General features: G+C 68.1%; 16 protein-coding genes. 10 read left to right on the top strand and 6 right to left on the bottom strand.

Going from position 1 to position 19,363, the window contains the following annotated elements:
• Window positions 1–2: 2 nt before the first annotated feature.
• Window positions 3–1,196, top strand: a complete 1,194-nt coding sequence (locus MAE01_RS06545; protein WP_147038747.1) for a RimK family alpha-L-glutamate ligase — start codon at window positions 3–5, stop codon at window positions 1,194–1,196.
• A 3-nt stretch (window positions 1,197–1,199) separates the two neighbouring features.
• Here MAE01_RS06545 and MAE01_RS06540 read toward each other — a convergent pair whose 3' ends face one another.
• A complete protein-coding gene (locus tag MAE01_RS06540) occupies window positions 1,200–1,910 on the bottom strand; it encodes a DUF4191 family protein (RefSeq protein ID WP_147038746.1) in 711 nt (236 codons plus the stop codon).
• A 146-nt stretch (window positions 1,911–2,056) separates the two neighbouring features.
• Here MAE01_RS06540 and MAE01_RS16150 point away from each other — a divergent pair, with 146 nt between their 5' ends.
• Window positions 2,057–3,475, top strand: a complete 1,419-nt coding sequence (locus MAE01_RS16150) for a hypothetical protein (RefSeq protein ID WP_229718185.1) — start codon at window positions 2,057–2,059, stop codon at window positions 3,473–3,475.
• Window positions 3,476–3,485: 10 nt separating this feature from the next.
• Here the strand turns inward: MAE01_RS16150 and sucB are convergent, their stop codons facing one another.
• The 3 genes from sucB to MAE01_RS06520 all read right to left on the bottom strand — a co-directional run bounded on the left by sucB (window position 3,486) and on the right by MAE01_RS06520 (window position 8,148).
• Window positions 3,486–5,234 (bottom strand): 2-oxoglutarate dehydrogenase, E2 component, dihydrolipoamide succinyltransferase, encoded by a 1,749-nt coding sequence (gene sucB / locus MAE01_RS06530; RefSeq protein WP_147038745.1) that lies wholly within the window; start codon window positions 5,232–5,234, stop codon window positions 3,486–3,488.
• A 65-nt stretch (window positions 5,235–5,299) separates the two neighbouring features.
• Window positions 5,300–6,673 (bottom strand): dihydrolipoyl dehydrogenase, encoded by a 1,374-nt coding sequence (lpdA, locus tag MAE01_RS06525; RefSeq protein ID WP_147038744.1) that lies wholly within the window; start codon window positions 6,671–6,673, stop codon window positions 5,300–5,302.
• Window positions 6,673–8,148 carry a leucyl aminopeptidase gene (locus tag MAE01_RS06520; protein ID WP_147038743.1) on the bottom strand — a complete coding sequence of 492 codons (1,476 nt, stop codon included), beginning with the start codon at window positions 8,146–8,148 and terminating at the stop codon, window positions 6,673–6,675. Before MAE01_RS06520 ends, lpdA begins: the two co-directional genes overlap by 1 nt.
• Before the next feature lie 102 nt (window positions 8,149–8,250).
• Here MAE01_RS06520 and MAE01_RS06515 point away from each other — a divergent pair, with 102 nt between their 5' ends.
• The 4 genes from MAE01_RS06515 (at window position 8,251) to murJ (ending at window position 12,947) form a co-directional block, all read left to right on the top strand.
• The gene (locus tag MAE01_RS06515; protein ID WP_147038742.1) at window positions 8,251–9,195 is read left to right on the top strand and encodes a proteasome assembly chaperone family protein; all 945 of its coding nucleotides are present in this window, start codon (window positions 8,251–8,253) and stop codon (window positions 9,193–9,195) included.
• A 159-nt stretch (window positions 9,196–9,354) separates the two neighbouring features.
• Window positions 9,355–10,620: an RNA polymerase sigma factor gene (locus MAE01_RS06510; RefSeq protein WP_147038741.1), complete on the top strand. Its 1,266-nt coding sequence runs from the start codon at window positions 9,355–9,357 to the stop codon at window positions 10,618–10,620.
• Window positions 10,620–11,312, top strand: a complete 693-nt coding sequence (locus tag MAE01_RS06505; RefSeq protein ID WP_186806144.1) for a coenzyme F420-0:L-glutamate ligase — start codon at window positions 10,620–10,622, stop codon at window positions 11,310–11,312. The genes MAE01_RS06510 and MAE01_RS06505 overlap by 1 nt, the downstream gene beginning before the upstream one ends.
• Before the next feature lie 39 nt (window positions 11,313–11,351).
• The gene (murJ, locus tag MAE01_RS06500; protein ID WP_147038739.1) at window positions 11,352–12,947 is read left to right on the top strand and encodes a murein biosynthesis integral membrane protein MurJ; all 1,596 of its coding nucleotides are present in this window, start codon (window positions 11,352–11,354) and stop codon (window positions 12,945–12,947) included.
• A 28-nt stretch (window positions 12,948–12,975) separates the two neighbouring features.
• Here the strand turns inward: murJ and MAE01_RS06495 are convergent, their stop codons facing one another.
• A complete protein-coding gene (locus MAE01_RS06495; protein WP_147038738.1) occupies window positions 12,976–14,010 on the bottom strand; it encodes a sugar-transfer associated ATP-grasp domain-containing protein in 1,035 nt (344 codons plus the stop codon).
• Between the two features lie 118 nt (window positions 14,011–14,128).
• On the opposite strand from MAE01_RS06495, the gene MAE01_RS06490 reads away from it, so the two are divergent.
• Genes MAE01_RS06490 through MAE01_RS06480 form a run of 3 tightly spaced genes read left to right on the top strand, consistent with a single transcriptional unit; the run spans window position 14,129 to window position 16,853 of the window.
• Window positions 14,129–15,130: a sugar-transfer associated ATP-grasp domain-containing protein gene (locus MAE01_RS06490; RefSeq protein WP_186806143.1), complete on the top strand. Its 1,002-nt coding sequence runs from the start codon at window positions 14,129–14,131 to the stop codon at window positions 15,128–15,130.
• Window positions 15,127–15,819, top strand: coding sequence for an alanine racemase (locus MAE01_RS06485; RefSeq protein ID WP_229718186.1), 693 nt, complete (start codon window positions 15,127–15,129; stop codon window positions 15,817–15,819). Before MAE01_RS06490 ends, MAE01_RS06485 begins: the two co-directional genes overlap by 4 nt.
• Window positions 15,807–16,853 (top strand): alanine racemase, encoded by a 1,047-nt coding sequence (locus tag MAE01_RS06480; RefSeq protein WP_147038736.1) that lies wholly within the window; start codon window positions 15,807–15,809, stop codon window positions 16,851–16,853. Before MAE01_RS06485 ends, MAE01_RS06480 begins: the two co-directional genes overlap by 13 nt.
• Window positions 16,854–16,873: 20 nt before the next feature.
• Here the strand turns inward: MAE01_RS06480 and MAE01_RS06475 are convergent, their stop codons facing one another.
• Entirely contained in the window at window positions 16,874–17,092 is a 219-nt protein-coding gene (locus tag MAE01_RS06475; RefSeq protein ID WP_147038735.1) for a DUF7455 domain-containing protein, read from the bottom strand.
• 184 nt (window positions 17,093–17,276) lie between these two features.
• On the opposite strand from MAE01_RS06475, the gene MAE01_RS06470 reads away from it, so the two are divergent.
• Window positions 17,277–19,355, top strand: coding sequence for a DNA gyrase/topoisomerase IV subunit B (locus MAE01_RS06470; RefSeq protein ID WP_147038734.1), 2,079 nt, complete (start codon window positions 17,277–17,279; stop codon window positions 19,353–19,355).
• Window positions 19,356–19,363 lie beyond the last annotated feature (8 nt).

Below are 19,363 nucleotides of genomic sequence, written 5' to 3'. Positions count from 1 at the left end.
ACGTGAAGCTCGCCGTACTCAGCCGTGCACCCCAGGCATACTCGACGCAGCGGTTGCGCGCAGCCGCGATCCAGCGCGGACACGACGTGAAAGTACTCAATACGCTGAAGTTCGCGATCGACCTCACCGCCGACGAACCCGATCTGCATTTCCGGGGCAAGCCGCTCAGCGACTACGACGCGATCCTGCCCCGGATCGGAAGCTCGATCACCTACTTCGGCACGGCCGTCGTCCGGCAGTTCGAGCAGATGGACGTCTACACGCCCAACACCGCGAACGGCATCTCCAGCGCCCGCGACAAGCTGCGCGCGAGCCAGATCCTGTCACGGCACAACATCGCCATGCCCGCGACCGCGTTCGTGCGCAACCGCGCCGATGTGAGGCCCGCGATCGAGCGCGTGGGCGGCGCACCCGTGGTCATCAAGCTGCTGGAGGGCACCCAGGGCATCGGTGTGATCCTCGCCCCGCAGGTCAAGGTCGCCGAGGCGATCATCGAGACGCTGCACTCGACGAAGCAGAACGTGCTGATCCAGCGATTCGTCTCGGAGAGCCGCGGTCGCGACATCCGCGCCCTCGTCGTCGGCGACAGGGTGGTCGCGGCGATGCGACGGGTGGCCGCCGGAGACGAGTTCCGCTCGAACGTGCACCGCGGCGGCAGCGTCGAAGCCGTCCAGCTCGACCCCGAGTACGAGCGGGCCGCTGTCCGCTCAGCGCAGATCATGGGGCTGCGGGTGGCCGGTGTCGACATGCTGGAGGGCGACGAGGGGCCGCTGGTGATGGAGGTCAATTCCTCGCCGGGTCTGCAGGGCATCGAGCAGGCGACGAAGCTCGATGTCGCCGGCGCGATCATCGACTACATCGCAGCGCAGGTAGCGTTCCCCGAGATCGACGTCCGCCAGCGCCTGACCGTCTCGGCAGGCTACGGCGTGGCGGAGCTCAGCGTGCACAGCGCTGTTGAACTGGTCGGCAAGACGCTGGGGGAGTCGGGCCTGTGGGAGCGGGACATCACCGTTCTGACGCTGCACCGCGGCGTCTCGGTCATCCCCAATCCGCGCAAGCACGTCGTGCTGGAGGCGGACGACCGGCTGCTGTGCTTCGGCAAGCTCGACGAGATGCGCTCGATGGTGCCCGAGCGCCGCAGGCGCAGGGCCAAGGTCCGGCGGCTCCCGAAGGAGCACCTGCCGGAGTCGCGCTGAGCTTTAGCGCGGGCGCTGCGCGCGGACCTTGGTCGGGTCGATGCCCTTCGGGATCGGCAGCGACGTCACAGACTGGGAGACTGAGTCCACACGGCGGATGACCGCGGCCATTGTCGTCTTGTCGATGGCCTTGGGGAGCTTCTTGATGGTCTTGGAGAGGTCAGCGATCGCGACCTCGTCATCACCGTGACCCACGTAGTAGACGTGCACCGGCACGCCGTGCGCGACACGCTGAGCCTTCGTGCGCTCCTCGTTGATGAGACGCGTGAGGCGGCCTCGTGCTCCCTCGCCGACCACGACGATGCCGCCGCGGCCGATGGCGCGGTACACGGCCTCCTGCGTCTTCGGGTTGATGCCGACCGGAGTGTCCGACGCCTGCCACTTGCGGCCGAGGCTCGTGCTGAGGATATGGCCGGTCGCGCCGGGCATACCGTCGATCTTCTGGTACATCGCCTTGGTGGACAGGCGCGTCATCAGGAAGAGAGACCCAAGCACGCCGACCATGAGTCCGGTGACGCCCCACAGCACGAGGGACCAGATCTGGAACGGCGGGATGAGGTAGCCGACGACGAGGCCGAGCAGGATGCCGCCGATGAGGATGGCGATCTGCGCCCAGGGGAGCCACGGATAGATCTCGCGTGTGAACCGGAAGAGGGACTTGATCTGGGAGAAGAACCCAGGACGCTTTTCGGGTTCGGGAGCACGCTTAGCCATGCGTACCAGGATACCGAGTCCGGCAGCCCCTCATGTTCGCGTTCGCGTGAGGCGCACTAGTCCTGCACATCTGCGATGAGAGCCGACCTGTGCACATTCGGGCCCCTCCGGCCTTTTCGGGGGCCCAGGTGCGGTGTGATGGGCCGATGACAGAGACGGATGCCGCAGCAGATCGTTCCGCGCTGGTGCCGGGGGCCCATCGTCTCATCCGCGCTGTCGACCGCACGGAGGGACCGTTCCCCGGCGCCCTGGTCGCCTATGAGGACGGCGTCGCCGTGTGCGTCGACGCCGTGGAGCTCGCCGAGTGGGCCGGATGGGCCTTCTCCGGCGCCGAGCACGTGTGCGGGGTGATCGACGTGCGTCGCCGGAGAGACGGGCATGACGCGTTGCTTCCGTGGTGCACGCAGCCCGTCGAGGGCTTTCTCGGTCGTCGACGCGCGGCGGAAGCCCCGCTGGCCACCGGCGAGCTGGGCACGCTGGTGGTGAGCCTGCTGCGCGGCGTGAGGGAACTCGGCGCGGACGCTGCGGACGCTGCGGACGCTGAGGGCGACTGGTGGCTCACCGGCGATGGGCGACCGCTCTTCGTGCACGGATCAGGCGGCAGTGCCAGGGCGCGCACGTCCGCGCTCGTCGAGCGCATCGCCGAGCACACCGATGACAGGGCCACGATCCGTGTTCTCGACGAGATGGCTGCGGCGCTCCGCGATCGGCGCCATCATGACGACGCGGATGCCCGCTGGGAGGGCCAGCTGTTCGCCGTGGCGGCGCCGCGCGCGCTCAGACTGGATGTCTTCGCTCCCGAGCGCGCGGCCGATCTCGCGCCGCGCCGGGTGCCGCGCCCCGAGGGCGAGGGTGGGCGCCGCGCGCGACGAACGCGTGCGACGACGCGCGCGGCCGCAGCCCGGCCGTCAACGCTGGATGCCGCACGCACCGCACTGCAGACGATGTCGGAGGCCATGATCGCCGGGCTGTCCCGGCTCACGCGAAAGCGACACCGCGACAGCGAGAAGGTCGGCGAGCGACGACGGGAGAACAGCGCGCCGCCACGGTCGCGGCGGCGTCCGCTGATCCTGGCGGGTTCGCTCGCCGCCGTCGTGCTCGTGGTCGGGCTGATGTGGCCCGAGGGCGGGGACGCCGATCCGGCACAGGCCGCGCAGAAGGGAAGCCGGCCGGTCAGGGTGGATGAGCCCGTCGAGTCAGCTCCGGCGACCGAGGAACCCTCTGCGGGGCCGGATCCGGTCGTCTCCGCGCCCGCAGAGGGCGAGGACCCGCTGCTGTCGGTGCCGGGACTGCTCGACACCGTCGTGGGCTGCGTCGAGGCGGCGGCGGAGGCGTGCCCTGAAGCGCTCGCGGCGGGCGTTGCGACACCGGCCGGAGGATTGGTCGCGCAGGGGGCGGCGGCGAGTACGGCGACGCTCGTGGACGACTATGGCGATGTCGCCGTCGTCAGGCTCGCCCCGACCGAGGCGTCCGGCGAGAGCGCGCAGCAGATGCTCGTGCTCGAGCGCCGGGAACAGAAATGGCTGGTGCGCGACATCTACGACGTCGCGCACCAGCCGGAGTGACTGCCTGAGGTCAGGCGCCCAGGTTGCCAGCGAAGTTCGCGGCCTCCAGGCGTGCCTTGACCGCTCCGAGGAAGCGCGCCGCGTCCGCGCCGTCGACGATGCGGTGGTCGTACGAGATCGCGAGGTACGCGTACGAGCGGATCGCGATCGCGTCGACGCCGTCGACCGTCACCACGCCGGGGCGCTTGAAGACGGTGCCGGTGCCGAGGATCGCCGACTGCGGCAGGAACACCAGCGGGGTGTCGAACAGCGCGCCGCGCGAGCCCGTGTTGGTGACCGTGAAGGTGCCACCGGCGAGCTCGTCGGGCTTCAGCTTGTTGTCGCGGGTGCGAGCGGCGAGGTCCGCGATCTCGTGAGCGATCTGCGCGAGGTTCTTCGACGCCGCGTCGCGCAGCACCGGAGTGAGCAGGCCTCGCTCGGTGTCGACGGCGATCGAGATGTTCTCGGTCGCCGGGTAGACGATGTTCTCACCGTCGACCGTCGCGTTGATGATCGGGAAGGCCTGCAGGGCCTCCGCGGCGGCGAGCGTGAAGAACGGCAGGAAGGACAGCTTGTCGCCGGTCTTCTTCAGGAAGTCGTCCTTGACGCTGTTGCGGTAGTTCGCCAGAGCCGTCACATCCACCTCGACGAAGGTGGTCAGCTGTGCGGTCTGCTGCATCGAAGCGACGGCGCGCTCTGCGACGACCTTGCGCAGGCGCGACATCTTCTGCGTGGTCCCGCGCAGCGGCGAGACCTCGAGAGGTGCGGGTGCCGGAGCGGCGGCGGCCGCAGCAGGTGCTGCGCCCTTGGCCTCGGCGGCCTTGAGGACGTCCTCCTTGCGGATGCGCCCTCCCACGCCCGAGCCGGTGACGGTGGCGAGATCGACGCCCTGCTGCGACGCCAGGCGGCGCACGAGCGGCGTCACGTAGAGCGAGCCCTTGTCATCGGCCTTCTCTTCAGCCGGCTGTGCTGCGGCGGGGGCCGGAGCGGGAGCGGCGGGGGCAGGAGCGGGAGCAGCCGGAGTCTCGGGGGCAGGCGCCGGAGCGGCAGGAGCCTCCGCCTCAGGAGCCGGAGCGGACTCGGCCGCGGGTGCCGGAGCCTCAGCGGCAGGAGCCGGAGCGTCAGCCGCGGGGGCAGCGCCGGAGCCGACGCGGGCCAGGACACCGCCGACCTCGACGGTCTCGTCCTCAGCTGCGACGATCTCCTGCAGGATTCCGGCGACCGGCGAGGGGATCTCGGTGTCGACCTTGTCGGTGGAGATCTCGAGCAGCGGCTCATCCACGGCGACCTCATCGCCGACCTGCTTCAGCCAGCGGGTGACGGTGCCCTCGGTGACGCTCTCGCCGAGCTCCGGGAGGCGGATGTCGGTCGCGTCGCCGGAAGGAACGGCCGGAGCGGATTCGGCGGCGGCTTCCTGGGCGGGCGCGGTCTCGGCTTCTGCTGCTTCGGCGGGCGCCTCCTGCGCAGGGGCGGCCTCGGCGGGCGCGGCTTCCGGGGCGGATTCGGCGGCAGCCGGAGCATCCGAAGCGGGGGCAGCGCCGCTGCCGTCGCCGATACGCGCCAGAAGCGCGCCGACCTCGACGGTCTCGTCCTCGGCGACGAGGATCTCCTCGATGACGCCGCTGACAGGGGAGGGAATCTCGGTGTCGACCTTGTCGGTCGAGATCTCGAGCAGGCCCTCGTCCGCCTGAACGGTGTCTCCCACCTGCTTCAGCCAGCGGGTGACCGTACCCTCTGTGACGCTCTCACCGAGAGCGGGGAGGACCACGGATGTGCTCATGACGGAGTCTCCTTCAAGAATGTTTATGACGTACTCAGCTTAGTGACCCTGACACCGGTTGGTGGTCAGAGGGCGTGCAATGGTTTTCCGGAGAGCGCCAGGAAGGCCTCGCCGAGTGCCTCGCTCTGCGTCGGGTGCGCGTGGATGAGCGGGGCGATGTCTTCGGGGTGCGCCTCCCAGGCGACGGCGAGCTGTCCCTCGGTGATGAGTTCTCCGACCCGATCGCCGAGAAGGTGAACTCCGACGACAGGCCCGTCCTTCAGTCGGACGACCTTCACGAGGCCCGTCGTGCCGATGATCTCGCTCTTGCCGTTGCCGGCGAGGTTGTATTCATAGGATACGACCGCGTCGGCGCCGTGCTCTGCGACGGCGGCCTCCTCGGACACGCCGACGGACGCCACCTCGGGGTTGCAGTAGGTGATCTTCGGGATCTGCGATTCCGGAAGCGGAGCGGGGGACAGGCCGGCGATCCGCTCTGCCACTGCGATGCCCTGCAGGAAGCCTCGGTGTGCGAGCTGGAGCCCCGGAACGATGTCTCCGACCGCCCAGACGTTCGGGACGCCGGTGCGAAGCTCCTCGTCCACGGTCACGAATCCGCGGTCGAGGGTGATCCCGGCATCCTCGAATCCGAGGTCCGCCGTGACCGGCCCGCGGCCGACGGCGACGAGCAGGTAGTCGGCGGTGAAGGTCTTGCCGTCTTCCAGCGTGACCGTGACGCTCGCGTCATCCTGCGTCGCCGTCTGGAAGCGCGTTCCGAGCGAATACTGGATGCCGCGACGGCGGAACGCCCGCTCGAGTCCCTTGCTGAGGGCGATGTCCTCGTTCGGGACCAGGTGCGGCAGCGCCTCGATGATCGTCACCTCGGCGCCGAACGAGCGCCACACGCTCGCGAACTCCACGCCGATGACTCCGCCGCCGAGCACGAGGACGCGCTCCGGGACGACATCCAGCTCGAGCGCCTGCTCGCTGGTGAGGATGCGTCCGCCGATGTCGAGGCCGGGAAGCGAGCGGCTGTAGGAGCCCGTCGCGAGCACGACGTCGGTGCCGCTGTACACGTCGTCGCCGACCGAGACGGTGCGGTCGGCGTTGAGCTTGCCGGTCCCTGCGACGGTCGTGATGCCGCGTGCCTTGACGAGGCCCTCCAGGCCCTTGTACTTCTTCGCGACGATGTTCTCGCGGTAGGCGCGGACGCCGGCGGCGTCGACGCCGTCGAACGTCGCGCCGATGCCGACGGATCCCGCATCGCGGACGTGATCGGCCACCTCGGCGGCGTGCAGCAGCGCTTTGGTCGGGATGCATCCGCGATGCAGGCACGTGCCGCCGACCTTGTCCTTCTCGATCAGCGCGACGCTCTTGCCGAGTTCGGCGGCACGAAGAGCCGCGGCATAGCCGCCGCTGCCGCCGCCGAGGACGACGAGGTCGAAGGTGTGCGTGGTCATCAGGCCTCCTTGGCGCGTGCTTCGGCGAACGCGACGAGCGAGCGGACGGTCGCGCCGGTCGCGCCCTTGTCCGTGAATCCGTACGGCGAGCTGCCGTTCTCCGACGACCCGGCGATGTCCAGGTGCACCCACGGGATGCGCGGAGCGTCTTCCGCGTCGCCGGTGCGTCCGACGAAGCGCTGCAGGAAGAGGCCTGCGAACATCGAGCCGCCGGCGCGATCGCCCATGTTGGCGTTGAGCATGTCGGCGATGGGGGAGTCCAGGGAGTCCTCCATGTAGTCCGGCAGCGGCAGCGGCCAGGCCAGTTCGTCTGCGGATTCGGCCGCGGCCAGGTACTCCGACACGGCGTCGTCGTCGCCCATGACGCCGGTGTGCCGGTGCCCGAGTGCCACGAGGATCGCGCCGGTGAGGGTGGCGACGTCGAAGATGACATCGGGGTTCTCGCGGCTCGCGGCCACGAGTCCGTCGGCGAGGACCAGGCGGCCTTCCGCATCGGTGTTCAGCACCTCGACGGTCTGGCCGTCGAGCATGCGGAGCACATCGCCGGGGCGGGTCGCGCTGCCCGAGGGCATGTTGTCGGTGATGCACATCCACGCGGTGACGCGGACCGGCAGCTTCAGCTCGGCGATCGCCTTCAGCGTGGCGAGGACCGTGGCGGACCCGGCCATGTCGAACTTCATCCCGACCATGCTCGCCGCAGGCTTGAGTGATAGGCCTCCCGTGTCGAACGTGATGCCCTTTCCGACCAGTGCGATGTGACCGGCGGCGTCTGCGGGGGCGTACTCGAGACGCACGACGCGCGGCGGGCGATCCGACCCCTGTGCGACGCCGAGCACGCCGCCGTAACCCTGCTCGGCCAGCGCGTTCTCGTCGAGAACGTCGACCGACACGTCGAGGCCGGCGACGGCATCCGCCGCGCTCTGCGCGAGATCGGCGGGACTCTGCCACTCGGCGGGCACTGAGACCAGATCCTTCACGAGCGCGAGCGCGTCGCCGAGCACGCGGGCGCGTTCGATGTCGTCCGCGGACACGTTGGCGCTGTGCACTGTGATGTTCTCGGCCCGGGGCTTGCCGGGCTTGGCGCGGTATCCCTCGAAGCGGTAACCGCCGTAGACGGCGCCCTCCGCGGCCGCGGCCGCGAACTCGTCCAGAGGCCCGGCGAGCGCGAGCGCGACGTCGGCGAAGCCGGTCAGCGAGCGCAGCGCGGTTCCGGCCGCGTCGCGGACGGACGAGGCATCCGCTGTCTTGCCCGCGCCGACCACCGCGAACGGCAGCTGCGTGACCGACGGTGCGTGCACGCGGGTGAACGACGAGGCCGCGCCGGTGAAGCCGACGGCGGCGAGCACGTCCTTCAGCCCTGGATAGGCATCCAGCGCATCCGGGAACGCCTCGGTGTCCGGGACGACGAGCACTGCGGCGTCGGCAGCGCTCCCGGGAAATGGATCAACGGTGTGCGAGAGCGCAGGAAGCGTCATGGTTCCATCCTAGGCACCGCTCGCCCCTGGCATCCCAGCAGTGTTCGCTGTGAGCGAGACAGTGGGGCGCCCCGTGCGCCGCGCTGCTCGTAGCATTGAGACATGCCCGTCTCCGGAGAGCTGTACGAACGCGTCGCGAACGCCCCTGCCGTCCCGCCGGGACTGCCGCTGGTCATCCTGCTCACGGGCTTCACGGACGCAGGCAGCGCCGTGTCGGGTCTCATCGAACATCTACGCGATGTCTCCGACCCGCAGCCGGTGGCCGTGTACGACAACGACGTGCTGCTGGATTACCGGGCGCGCCGGCCGGTCTTCGTGTTCGAGCAGGATCACCTGACCGAGTACCGCCCCGCGCGCCTCGAGCTGTCGATCGCGCACGACGCGCTGGGTCAGCAGTTCCTTGTTCTCTCGGGATACGAGCCCGACTTCGCCTGGAACGCATTCGCCCAGACCGTGCTCGACTTCGCCGAGGAGTTCGCCGTCTCGGGCGTCACCTGGGTGCACTCGATCGCGATGCCGGTGCCGCACACCCGACCGATCAGCACCACGGTGAGCGGCAACCGCAAGGAGATCACGGCGAGCATGTCGGTGTGGCGTCCTCGCACGCAGGTTCCCGGTACGGCAGGACACCTGCTGGAGTACCGCTTCGCAGAGCGCGGCGACCGCGTCGTGGGCTTCGTACTGCTCGTTCCTCACTATCTGGCCGAGACGGAGAACCCCGAGGCCGTCATCGCCGCCGCCGACCGGATCATGGGTTCGACCGGGATCGTGCTCGGGCTCGACGACCTGCGGGAGGGACGCGAAGAGTTCCTCGCCAAGGTGAACGAGCAGGTGGAGGGGAACGACGAGCTGCGCCAGATGGTGCACACCCTCGAGAATCGCTACGACGCGTACATGGCCGGTCGCGACCCCGAGGATGCGGATCGGTTCGACGAGGGCGGCTTCGACGAACGAGATCTGCCCAGCGCCGACGAACTGGCCGCCGAACTGGAGCGGTATCTCGCCACCCGGCCGCCCGGCGACGACGACAAGCGCTCCCGGTCCTGATCCGTCTTGCCACCGGATGCATCCAGCTCACGATTCGTGTGCGATACTGGTAATCCGACCCGTTGTCAATGGTCCGCGTTCGCGCTGACGACTTGACAAGGGTCTTACTAGTGTCCGAAATGTCCCGGGGCGAGTGCGCTGCCCCGTGAAAGGCGAAACGTGACTCCTGCCGCTACGAAGAACACCCGGACGACCAAGAAGACCGAGCCGGAAGCAGAGGCCGTCGAGGCCGAGCAGACTGCTGCCGCGAAGAAGCCGGCGGCGAAGAAGCCTGCCGCCAAGAAGACCGCCGCAGCCAAGGCCCCCGCGGCCAAGAAGGCACCGGCGAAGCGGAAGAAGGCCTCGGACGACGAAGCCCCCGCAGAGGCGGTGCCGGACGGCGTCGTCGAAGACGCCGAAGACGACGACAGCAAGAAGCCGGCGTTCACCGAGCCGCTGCCCACCGGCGCCATCGTCCTCACATCGAAGGACGAGGACGACGTCCCGGTCTACTCCACGCAGATCACCGGCGCGACCGCCGACCCTGTCAAGGACTACCTGAAGCAGATCGGAAAGGTCGCGCTGCTGAACGCGGCCGAAGAGGTCGAGCTCGCGATGCGCATCGAAGCCGGTCTGTTCGCCGAGGAGAAGCTGTCGGCGATGTCCGCAGCCGAGAAGACCAGCCAGCTGGGCCTCGACCTGCAGTGGGTCGCCCGCGACGGTCAGCGGGCCAAGAGCCACCTGCTCGGCGCCAACCTCCGTCTCGTCGTCTCGCTCGCCAAGCGCTACACCGGCCGCGGCATGCAGTTCCTGGACCTGATCCAGGAGGGCAACCTCGGTCTGATCCGCGCCGTCGAGAAGTTCGACTACACCAAGGGCTTCAAGTTCTCGACCTACGCCACCTGGTGGATCCGTCAGGCCATCACCCGCGCGATGGCCGATCAGGCCCGCACCATCCGCATCCCGGTGCACATGGTCGAGGTCATCAACAAGCTCGCCCGTGTGCAGCGCCAGATGCTCCAGGACCTGGGACGCGAGCCAACTCCGGAAGAGCTCAGCCGCGAGCTCGACATGACGCCCGAGAAGGTCGTCGAGGTGCAGAAGTACGGTCGCGAGCCCATCTCGCTGCACACCCCGCTCGGCGAGGACGGCGACAGCGAGTTCGGTGACCTGATCGAGGACACCGAAGCCGTCGTGCCCGCCGACGCCGTCGGCTTCACGATGCTGCAGCGTCAGCTCGAGCAGCTCCTCGACTCGCTCTCCGAGCGCGAGGCGGGCGTGATCCGCATGCGCTTCGGTCTCGGCGACGGTCAGCCCAAGACTCTCGACCAGATCGGCGACACGTTCGGCGTCACGCGTGAGCGCATCCGCCAGATCGAGTCGAAGACGATGGCCAAGCTGCGTCACCCGAGCCGCTCGCAGTCGCTGCGGGACTACCTCGAGTGATGCAGGCGAACGACGGCAAGGCGCTCGAGGCGAGCGTCGACGGCAAGAGCTACGCCCGCATCCCGCTGCGCACCCGCGTCGTCATGCCGGACGACGATCTGGATGCCGTGGTAACCGAGTACGCGGCGGATGCCGTGCAGCCGGGGGATCTGCTCTTCGTGACCGAGAAGATCGTGGCGATCACGCAGGGCCGGTCGTACCGGCTCGATGAGATCAAGCCCCGCAAGCTTGCGCTGTTCCTGTCGAAGTACGTCACGCGCACCCCCTACGGCATCGGCCTCGGCATGCCCGAGACGATGGAGATGGCGCTGCGTGAGTGCGGAACGCCCCGCATCCTGTTCGCCTCGGCCGTGGCCGCCGTCACCAAGGCGTTCGGACGCAAGGGTGATTTCTATCGCATCGCAGGCGACAAGGCACGCGCGATCGACGGGCCGACCAAGCACACCATCCCGCCGTACAACCAGGCGGTCGTGCTCGGACCCGAGAACCCCCGTGCCGTGGCAGCCCATCTGAAGAAGCTGATCGGCGGCACCGCCGACGTCGCGGTCGTCGACATCAACGACCTCGGCGGCAACATCCTCGGATCGACGCTCGACCGCGCCGGTGACGATCGCCTGGTGCGGATCCTGCAGGACAATCCGCTCGGACAGGGCCACCAGTCGACGCCGATGGGCATCATCCGCGCCGTCTGAACCGCTGACGGCGTCTCGCCGGAACTGAGAGGGGCACGCATGGGGCTCGGCCGCGCCAGTGCGATGATCGCAGCGGGCACCTTCACGTCCCGCATCACCGGTCTGCTGCGCACGGTCGTGCTCGTGGTGGCGATCAACTCATTCGGCCAGGCGCCGAATGCGTTCGGAGTCGCCAATCAGTTGCCGAACAGCATCTACATGGTGATCTCGGCTGGCGTCCTCACCGGCGTCATCGTGCCGCAGGTCGTGCGGGTCAGTGCACAGAAGGATGGCGGTCACGACTTCCTCGCGAAGCTGCTGACGCTCGGTGCGCTCATCATGGGCGTTGTCACACTCGTCGCGACGTTGTGCGCACCGCTGCTGATCAGCCTCTTTGCGAACTTCGGTCCCGCAGAGCACGCACTGGCGACACAGTTCGCGTACTGGTGCATCCCGCAGCTGTTCTTCTACGGCATGTTCGCGCTGCTCGGCGAGATCCTCAACGCCCGCAAGATGTTCGCACCGTACGCGTGGGCGCCGATCGTCAACAACTTCGTATCCATCGCGGGTTTCATCCTGTTCATCGTGCTGTTCGGGCAGAACCGCAACACGCTCGAGGGTTGGGACACCTCGATGGTGATCACCCTCGCCGGCACCGCGACCCTCGGCGTCGTCGCGCAGACCGTCGTGCTGGTGTTCTTCTGGCGGCGGGCCGGCATTCCACTGAAGTTCGATTTCCGCTGGCGCGGAATGGGCCTGGGCCACATGGGCAAGCTCGCGACGTGGACGCTGCTGACGACGCTCATCGGTCAGGCGGTAGGCATCGTGCAGTCGCGTACGATCACCACGGCGTCGACCGCGTCCGGAGAGTACGCCTCTGTCGCCGCGTCACAGTATGCATGGCTCGTCTACATGCTGCCGTACTCAATGATCATCCTGGCGATCGGAACCCCGTATTTCACTCGGATCAGCGAGCATTCTGCGGCGAAACGGCACACCGAACTGCGAGCCGACGTGGGGCAGTCGATCCGGATCCTCGGCCTGTTCACCGTCATCGCCGTCGCCGCCGTGACCGCTGCTGCCGTGCCTGCGTCGCGCGTGTTCACGAACAGCCCGGCAGAGGCCGGTGCGATGGCTCCGGTGCTGATCGCGTATCTCGTGAGCCTGGTGCCGATGGGAGTGCTCTTCATCATCCAGCGCACTTTCTATGCCTACGGCGATGCGCGCACACCGTTCGTGTTCACCGTCGTGCAGGGGTCGCTGGTGCTCGTGCTGACCCTCGTCGTCGCAGCGACGACGCCGATCGAGCGGCTGGCCGCGACAGTCGCGCTGGTGCAGTCGTTGTCCGGCATCGTGCAGACGATCATCGCCGTCGTTCTGCTGCGCCGCAAGATCGGTCCGCTCGGGTTGGGCAGCACGTGGTGGGCACTTACGCGTTTCATCCTGATGGCGATCCCTGCCGGAGCAGCCGGATGGGCCGTGTTCATGATCGCCGGCGGAACCGAGGGTTGGATGCTGCAGGGTATGCTGCAGGGCATACTCGGTGCCGGCGCGATCGCCGTGGTGAGCGTTCTCGTCTACGTCGGTCTGCTCGCGCTGTTCCGCGCGCCGGAGCTCACCGTCGCCGTCGACGCCGTGCGGCGGCGTCGCGGCTGACCGCGTCCGGATCCGCGGGGGACCGCGATCAGCGCCGGTTGTCGACGACGTCGGCGCCGATGGCGTCGCGATAGCGGTGCAGCAGACCCGTCCGGATCCCGGATGCCGATGGCTTCATCTGGAACACGCTGGAGTTGTGGTTCGCCTCGATGAGAGCGGGCCCCTCGGGCGTGATCGCGACATCCCAGCCGACGTACGGCACGGTGGGCAGACGCTTGGCGGCCTCGGCGATCATCTCGACGACCTCGGGATAGAACGGCACGCGGACGCCCTGGATCGTCGTGCCGGTGACGGGATGCTGTCGGTAGATGTTCGACTGCTTGTCGACGCCCGGGTACTGGGCGACGCCGTCGTCGTCCAGCATCGTGAACATGCCGCCGGAGGCGAAGTTGTCGATCACAGCACCGTTGCCGATCCGCAGCACTGAGGCGATCACATGGAGTTCGCCCGCGGGGTCGCGGTAGGTGATCATCCGCACCGTGTTGACGCTGTCCGGATAAATGGCGTTCAGATCGTCATGCTGCGTGAGCACCTGCTCGAGCAGCGTCTGATCCTTCTCGATCCGCTCGGCGCGCCATGCTGCGACGTCTTCGATCTGCGCGGTTTCGAAGATGGCGATTCCTGCCCCGCCCTCGCCGGCGGCCGGCTTGGCGATCACGCGCGGGTGCCGCTGCAGGAACGCGGCCACCTCGTCGTCCGTCGCGGCGGCCGCGTCGATCCACTCGCGGCGCACCAGATCGGCGAAGTCCGTGAGGAAGCGCGCCTTGTCGCCGAGGATGACCTTGGAGTCCGGGCCGTTGAGCGTCTTGTTCAGACGGAACGCCTTCGGGTGCGTCATCCACGTCGCGCGTTCACGGCCGTTCAGGAGACGGATGTCCCACACGGCGTAGTCGCGGAAGCCCATCTCGTAGCGAACCGAACACCAGAGCATGTCGGCGACGATGACGGGAACCGGGGCCTTCGACACTCGCTTCACCTGACGGGCGAGTTCAATCAACTGCGTCGGATTCAGTCGCCGTGCCCGGTCGAAGAGATACCGAACGCGTAAGCGCTTCTGATCCACTCAGCCAGGCTAACACGCGGCTCTCGGGGGTTCTGCGAGGCGAACGACTACGATGGGAGGTCGGACTGTCCATCTCGAAAGGGTCGTTTTGTCTCGAGACGTCGCGCTGACTGCGCGCATGAAGTACATCCTGAAGCGACTGACGTCGTTCGATCTGAGCCGGGTGTGGTCCTTCGCCTCCCAGATCGCCGAGGAGCAGGGCAAGTGGGCTCCGCGCGTGTTCTGCGACATGCTGATCTGGGCGGCGTTCCACGACACGGCGTACATCGACTACTACGAAGCCGACTTCGCGCTGCTCAGCAAAGCCGAGCGCAAGACCTTCATGACCTCCCTGATCCAGCATCATCTGGCTCAGGCGGTGAACAAGCGCGCGGACATCCACAATTTTGAGAACAAGCTCGACTTCAACCGGCGGTTCGCCGAGTACCTCGGCCGCGATTGGCTCGACCTGGACCAGGCGGATGCCGAGACGCTCAAGGCCTTCGCGGAGAAGAACCCGGTGTTCATCGCGAAGACACCGGTCGGACGCGAGGGCAAGGGCGTGTTCCGCTACGAGGCGTCGGATGTCGCCGACTGGAACGCGTTCCGCGACGAACTGCGCGACAAGGGCCAGCGGTTGATCGAGCAGAACATCGTCCAGCACCCGTATCTGGCCGAGTACTGCGCCGGTACGGTCAACACCACCCGTGTCGCGACCTTCTTCGACGGCGAGAAGGTGCACGTCCTCATGGCCGCCCAGAAGTTCGGCCGCGGCGCCGTCAGCGACCAGTTCACCTGGGGCGGCTTCTTCACCATGATCGACGAGCACGGACGCTCGTTCGGACCGGGCCACACCGGCAAGCACAAGTCGCGCTACGAGACGCACCCGGACTCCGGCAAGTCGATCGTCGAGTTCGAGGTTCCGATGTGGGATCGCGTCGTGGAGCTCGTCACCCGGGCCGCCCAAGAAGTGCCCTCGGTGCCTTACATCGGCTGGGATGTCGCGGTCACCCCCGAAGGCCCGCTGCTGATCGAGGGCAACTGGACGCCGGGGCTGTATGAGACCCGCGTCAGCGCCACCGGCATCCGCACCGGCAGCCGTGCCAAGCATCGCCCTGTGATCGAGGCCAGCCGGCGGTGACGGTTCCCGGCAGCCTTCCGCGGGCGATCATCTCGTCGGACGCGCTCCGCGCCTCGGCGAGTGCGGCGGTGGGCGCCGGGGGAGAGATCGCCGATCTGCGTGCCGATGGGTACGGGCACGGAGCATACGAGACTGCGCTGGCGGTCAGGGATGCCGGTGCCCGTCGCGTCCTCGTCGACGACGCCGAACTCGCCGAAACACTCACGGCGGAGGGGATCGATGCCGTCACAGCCGGAGTACCCGACATCGACAGCATCCTGCTCTACGGCCTGCCCGGCTCGGGGATGATCCCGGCCATGACGCTCACCGGCCGGATTCTGTCGCGAAAGCTGCTGCGCGCCGGGGAGGCCGTCTCGTACGGGTACACGCACCGTGCTGAGCGCGATACGACTATCGCGCTGGTGACAGGCGGGTACGCCCAGGGGATCGTCCGTGCACTCGGCAATCACGCACGGGTCGGGGTCGGCGCAGAGATGCGTCCCGTCGTCGGCAGGGTCGCCATGGATGTCTGCGTCGTCGATCTGGAGACTGCTGAGGCGGCCGAAGACAGTTCTGATGAGGTCGTGTACTTCGGGGGGACGGGGCCCGCTCGAGAGGCACTCGCGACCTGGGTGCAGGCGACCGGCATGCGTGCGACCGAGCTCGTCGCGGTCGCAGGAGCGAAGGCGGTGCGGGAATGGACACGGTGACGACACCTGTGCTGGAGCTCTCGGCCGCGCAGCTCGTTCGGAACGTCGCCGCGGTGCGGGACCACATCGCGCCGTCGCGGCTGATGCTTGCCATGAAGGACGATGCATACGGCCACGGGATCGCATGGGTGCTCGACGCCCTCGCTTCCGACAGCGCGCTGAACCACTTCGGCAGTTTCGACGTCGACACCGGTCTGCGCATCCGAGAGTGCCGTCCGGACGCCCGGGTGTTCGCCTGGACGACATCGGCGGATGACGAGATCGCGGCGGCGCTGGATGCCGGACTCGAGCTCGGAATCGGGACGGCGGAGTACCTGCAGCGCGTGATCTCCGGGGCGCGCGGTCGCGGCCGAGCGGCGGATGTGCATCTGAAGATCGACACCGGGCTGCGCCGCAACGGCGTCCGTCCAGAGGACTGGGGTGAGTTCGTCGCCGAGGCGGCGAAAGCGCAGCGCGCCGGTCTCCTGAACGTCATCGGCGTGTGGAGTCATCTTGCCGAGGCCAGCGACGCGGAGGACGACGAGGCGGCCGCAGCCTTCCGTCGCGCGGTGGACGCGGTCCGTGCCGCGGGCCTGAGCCCCCGCGACACGCACCTCACGGCTTCCGCCGCGTCCTGGTGGCGACCCGAGCTCCGCGGCACCGTCTGCCGCATCGGAGCCTTCTGCTACGGCATCCGGTCGGCCGACGGACCCGAGATCCCGGGCATCCGGCCCGTCGCCACTCTGCGCGCTCGCGTCGTCGAGGTCCGCGAGGGCGAGGCGACCGTTGGGATCGGCGCGCTGCACGGGCTGCCGTCGGTCCTCGCAGGCGCCCCGGTCGGAACGCCGGCCGGAGTCCGCCGGATTCGCGCGGTCGGTGATGTCGCGACCACGATGGACAGCTGGGACGGCGCGCAGGTCGGCGATCTCGTCAGCGTCTTCGGTCCGGGGGAGTCGGGGGAATCCGACGCGACTGCGCTCGCGGAGCGCATCGACACTGTGGGCGAGGAGATCCTGACGAGGCTCAGCTCGACTGTGCAACGCGTGCCGGTCTGAACCTCACCGGCGGCGGGAGCTCAGACGGCGTCGACAAGACGCGCGGTCTCGTCGTGCCACGACGTGGCGATGCTGCGCAGCTTCTCCTCGTACTTGCGGCCGTGGTGCGCGCAGAACAGGAGCTCGGAGCCGTTCACCTCAGCGGCGATGTAGGCCTGCGCTCCGCAGGAGTCGCAGCGATCCGCAGCCGTCAGGCGGTACTCGACGGTGGAGGTCTCACGTTCGGTTGTAGCGTTCATCTCGGTGCCTCCTCGGGTATCGGCGTCCGTTTCTTTGAATGTGCTCAATACAACCACGCTCTCATGTGAGTAATGCCCGGAAGGCGGCGTGTTTCGCTCACCGCGTACGGACTGCTCACGGGTGCTCGGTGTTCGGGGAGTGTCTGCGGGACGCCACGCCGCCTGGCGAATAGGATTGATTCTCGTGACCGCCGAGTATTCCGCCCATCATCTTCAGGTGCTCGAAGGGCTCGAAGCGGTCCGAAAGCGTCCCGGCATGTACATCGGCTCGAACGGCTCGCCGGGGCTCATGCACTGCCTCTGGGAGATCATCGACAACGCCGTGGACGAGGCGGTCGGCGGCAACGGTTCCCGCATCGAGACGATCCTGCACGCCGACGGCAGTGTCGAGGTGCACGACCGCGGCCGCGGCATCCCCGTCGACGTCGAACCGCGCACCGGCCTGACCGGGGTCGAGGTGGTCTTCACGAAGCTGCACGCCGGCGGCAAGTTCGGCGGCGGTTCCTACGCGGCATCCGGCGGTCTGCACGGTGTCGGCGCCTCCGTCGTCAACGCGCTCTCGGAGCGTCTCGACGTCGAGGTCGACCGCGGAGGCAAGACCTACGCGATGTCGTTCCACCGCGGTGAGCCCGGCCTGTTCAAGGATTCCGGCGAGAAGCGCCCCGACGCCCCGTTCACCCCGTTCGAGAAGAGCAGTGAGCTGCGCGTGGTCGGCAAGGCGCCGCGCGGAGTATCCGGAACGCGGGTGCGCTACTGGGCGGACCGTCAGATCTTCACGAAGGATGCCGCGTTCCAGCTCGGCGAGCTCGAGACGCGATCGCGTCAGACCGCCTTCCTGGTGCCGGGGCTCGAACTCGTCATCCGCGATGAGCGAGAAGAGGAGCCGAAGGAGACCTCGTTCCTCTACGAGGGCGGCATCTCGGAGTTCGTCGACTATCTCGCGATGGATGCTCCGATCACCGACACCTGGCGCATCCAGGGCTCCGGCACGTTCAAGGAGACCGTGCCGGTGCTGCAGCCCGACGGGCACATGGCCTCGACCGAGGTCGAGCGCGAATGCCGTGTCGACCTCGCGATGCGCTGGGGGACCGGCTACGACAGCGTCACGCGATCCTTCGTCAACATCATCGCAACGCCCAAGGGCGGCACCCACCAGCAGGGCTTCGAACAGGAGCTGCTGAAGGTCCTCCGCTCGCAGGTCGAGCAGAACGCTCGACGCCTCAAGGTCGGAAACGACAAGCTCGAGAAGGACGACGTGCTCGCGGGCCTCACCGCCGTGCTGACCGTCGAGGTTCCGGAACCGCAGTTCGAGGGGCAGACCAAGGAGGTGCTGGGCACGCCCGCCGTGCGGCAGATCGTCGCACAGGTGCTGCGCAGGGAGCTTGGCGCCCGGTTCACCTCCACCAAGCGCGATGACAAGAATCAGGCCAGCCAGCTGCTCGACAAGGTCGTCTCCGAGATGAAGGCGCGCGTCTCCGCACGCGCGCACAAGGAGACCCAGCGGCGCAAGAACGCGCTCGAATCGTCGTCGCTGCCCGCGAAGCTCGTGGACTGCCGCTCCAACGACGTCTCGCGCAGCGAGCTGTTCATCGTCGAGGGCGACTCGGCGCTCGGCACGGCCCGCCGTGCCCGCGACAGCGAAGTGCAGGCGCTGCTGCCGATCCGCGGCAAGATCCTCAACGTGCAGCGGGCGTCGATCGGCGACATGCTCTCCAACGCCGAGTGCGCCGCGATCATCCAGGTCATCGGAGCGGGCTCCGGCCGCACCTTCGACATCGATCAGGCCCGCTACGGCAAGATCATCCTGATGAGCGATGCCGACGTCGACGGCGCGCACATCCGCACGCTGCTGCTCACACTCTTCTTCCGGTACATGCGCCCGCTCATCGAGGCCGGCCGCGTGTTCGCCGCTGTTCCGCCGCTGCATCGCGTGATCGTCATCAACCCCGGCTCCAAGCCGAACGAGACGATCTACACCTACTCGGAGCAGGAGCTGCACGCGCTGCTCGCGAAGCTCCGCAAGGCGAACAAGCGCTGGCACGAGCCGATCCAGCGGTACAAGGGTCTCGGTGAGATGGATGCCGATCAGCTGGCGAACACGACGATGGACAAGTCAGGCCGACTGCTGCGCCGGGTGCGCATGGAGGATGCCGAGGCCGCCGGGCGGGTGTTCGAGCTGCTGATGGGCAACGAGGTCGCGCCGCGTCGCGAGTTCATCGTCGAATCGTCCGACCAGCTCTCGCGCGAGTCCATCGACGCCTGATCGGCGGT

The organism is Microbacterium aerolatum, assembly GCF_007988825.1.
Lineage (GTDB): Bacteria > Actinomycetota > Actinomycetes > Actinomycetales > Microbacteriaceae > Microbacterium > Microbacterium aerolatum.
The sequence above is the reverse complement of the archived record's forward strand: the minus strand, read 5'-3'. Positions and strand labels throughout refer to the sequence as shown.

Excerpts from the sequence above, each read along its gene's own strand:
- MAE01_RS06540 (WP_147038746.1), bottom strand. The coding sequence starts at position 1,910 with ATGGCTAAGCGTGCTCCCGAACCCGAAAAGCGTCCTGGGTTCTTCTCC.
- MAE01_RS16150 (WP_229718185.1), top strand. The coding sequence starts at position 2,057 with ATGACAGAGACGGATGCCGCAGCAGATCGTTCCGCGCTGGTGCCGGGG.
- sucB (WP_147038745.1), bottom strand. The coding sequence starts at position 5,234 with ATGAGCACATCCGTGGTCCTCCCCGCTCTCGGTGAGAGCGTCACAGAG.
- lpdA (WP_147038744.1), bottom strand. The coding sequence starts at position 6,673 with ATGACCACGCACACCTTCGACCTCGTCGTCCTCGGCGGCGGCAGCGGC.
- MAE01_RS06520 (WP_147038743.1), bottom strand. The coding sequence starts at position 8,148 with ATGACGCTTCCTGCGCTCTCGCACACCGTTGATCCATTTCCCGGGAGC.
- MAE01_RS06515 (WP_147038742.1), top strand. The coding sequence starts at position 8,251 with ATGCCCGTCTCCGGAGAGCTGTACGAACGCGTCGCGAACGCCCCTGCC.
- MAE01_RS06505 (WP_186806144.1), top strand. The coding sequence starts at position 10,620 with ATGCAGGCGAACGACGGCAAGGCGCTCGAGGCGAGCGTCGACGGCAAG.
- murJ (WP_147038739.1), top strand. The coding sequence starts at position 11,352 with ATGGGGCTCGGCCGCGCCAGTGCGATGATCGCAGCGGGCACCTTCACG.
- MAE01_RS06490 (WP_186806143.1), top strand. The coding sequence starts at position 14,129 with ATGAAGTACATCCTGAAGCGACTGACGTCGTTCGATCTGAGCCGGGTG.
- MAE01_RS06480 (WP_147038736.1), top strand. The coding sequence starts at position 15,807 with ATGGACACGGTGACGACACCTGTGCTGGAGCTCTCGGCCGCGCAGCTC.
- MAE01_RS06475 (WP_147038735.1), bottom strand. The coding sequence starts at position 17,092 with ATGAACGCTACAACCGAACGTGAGACCTCCACCGTCGAGTACCGCCTG.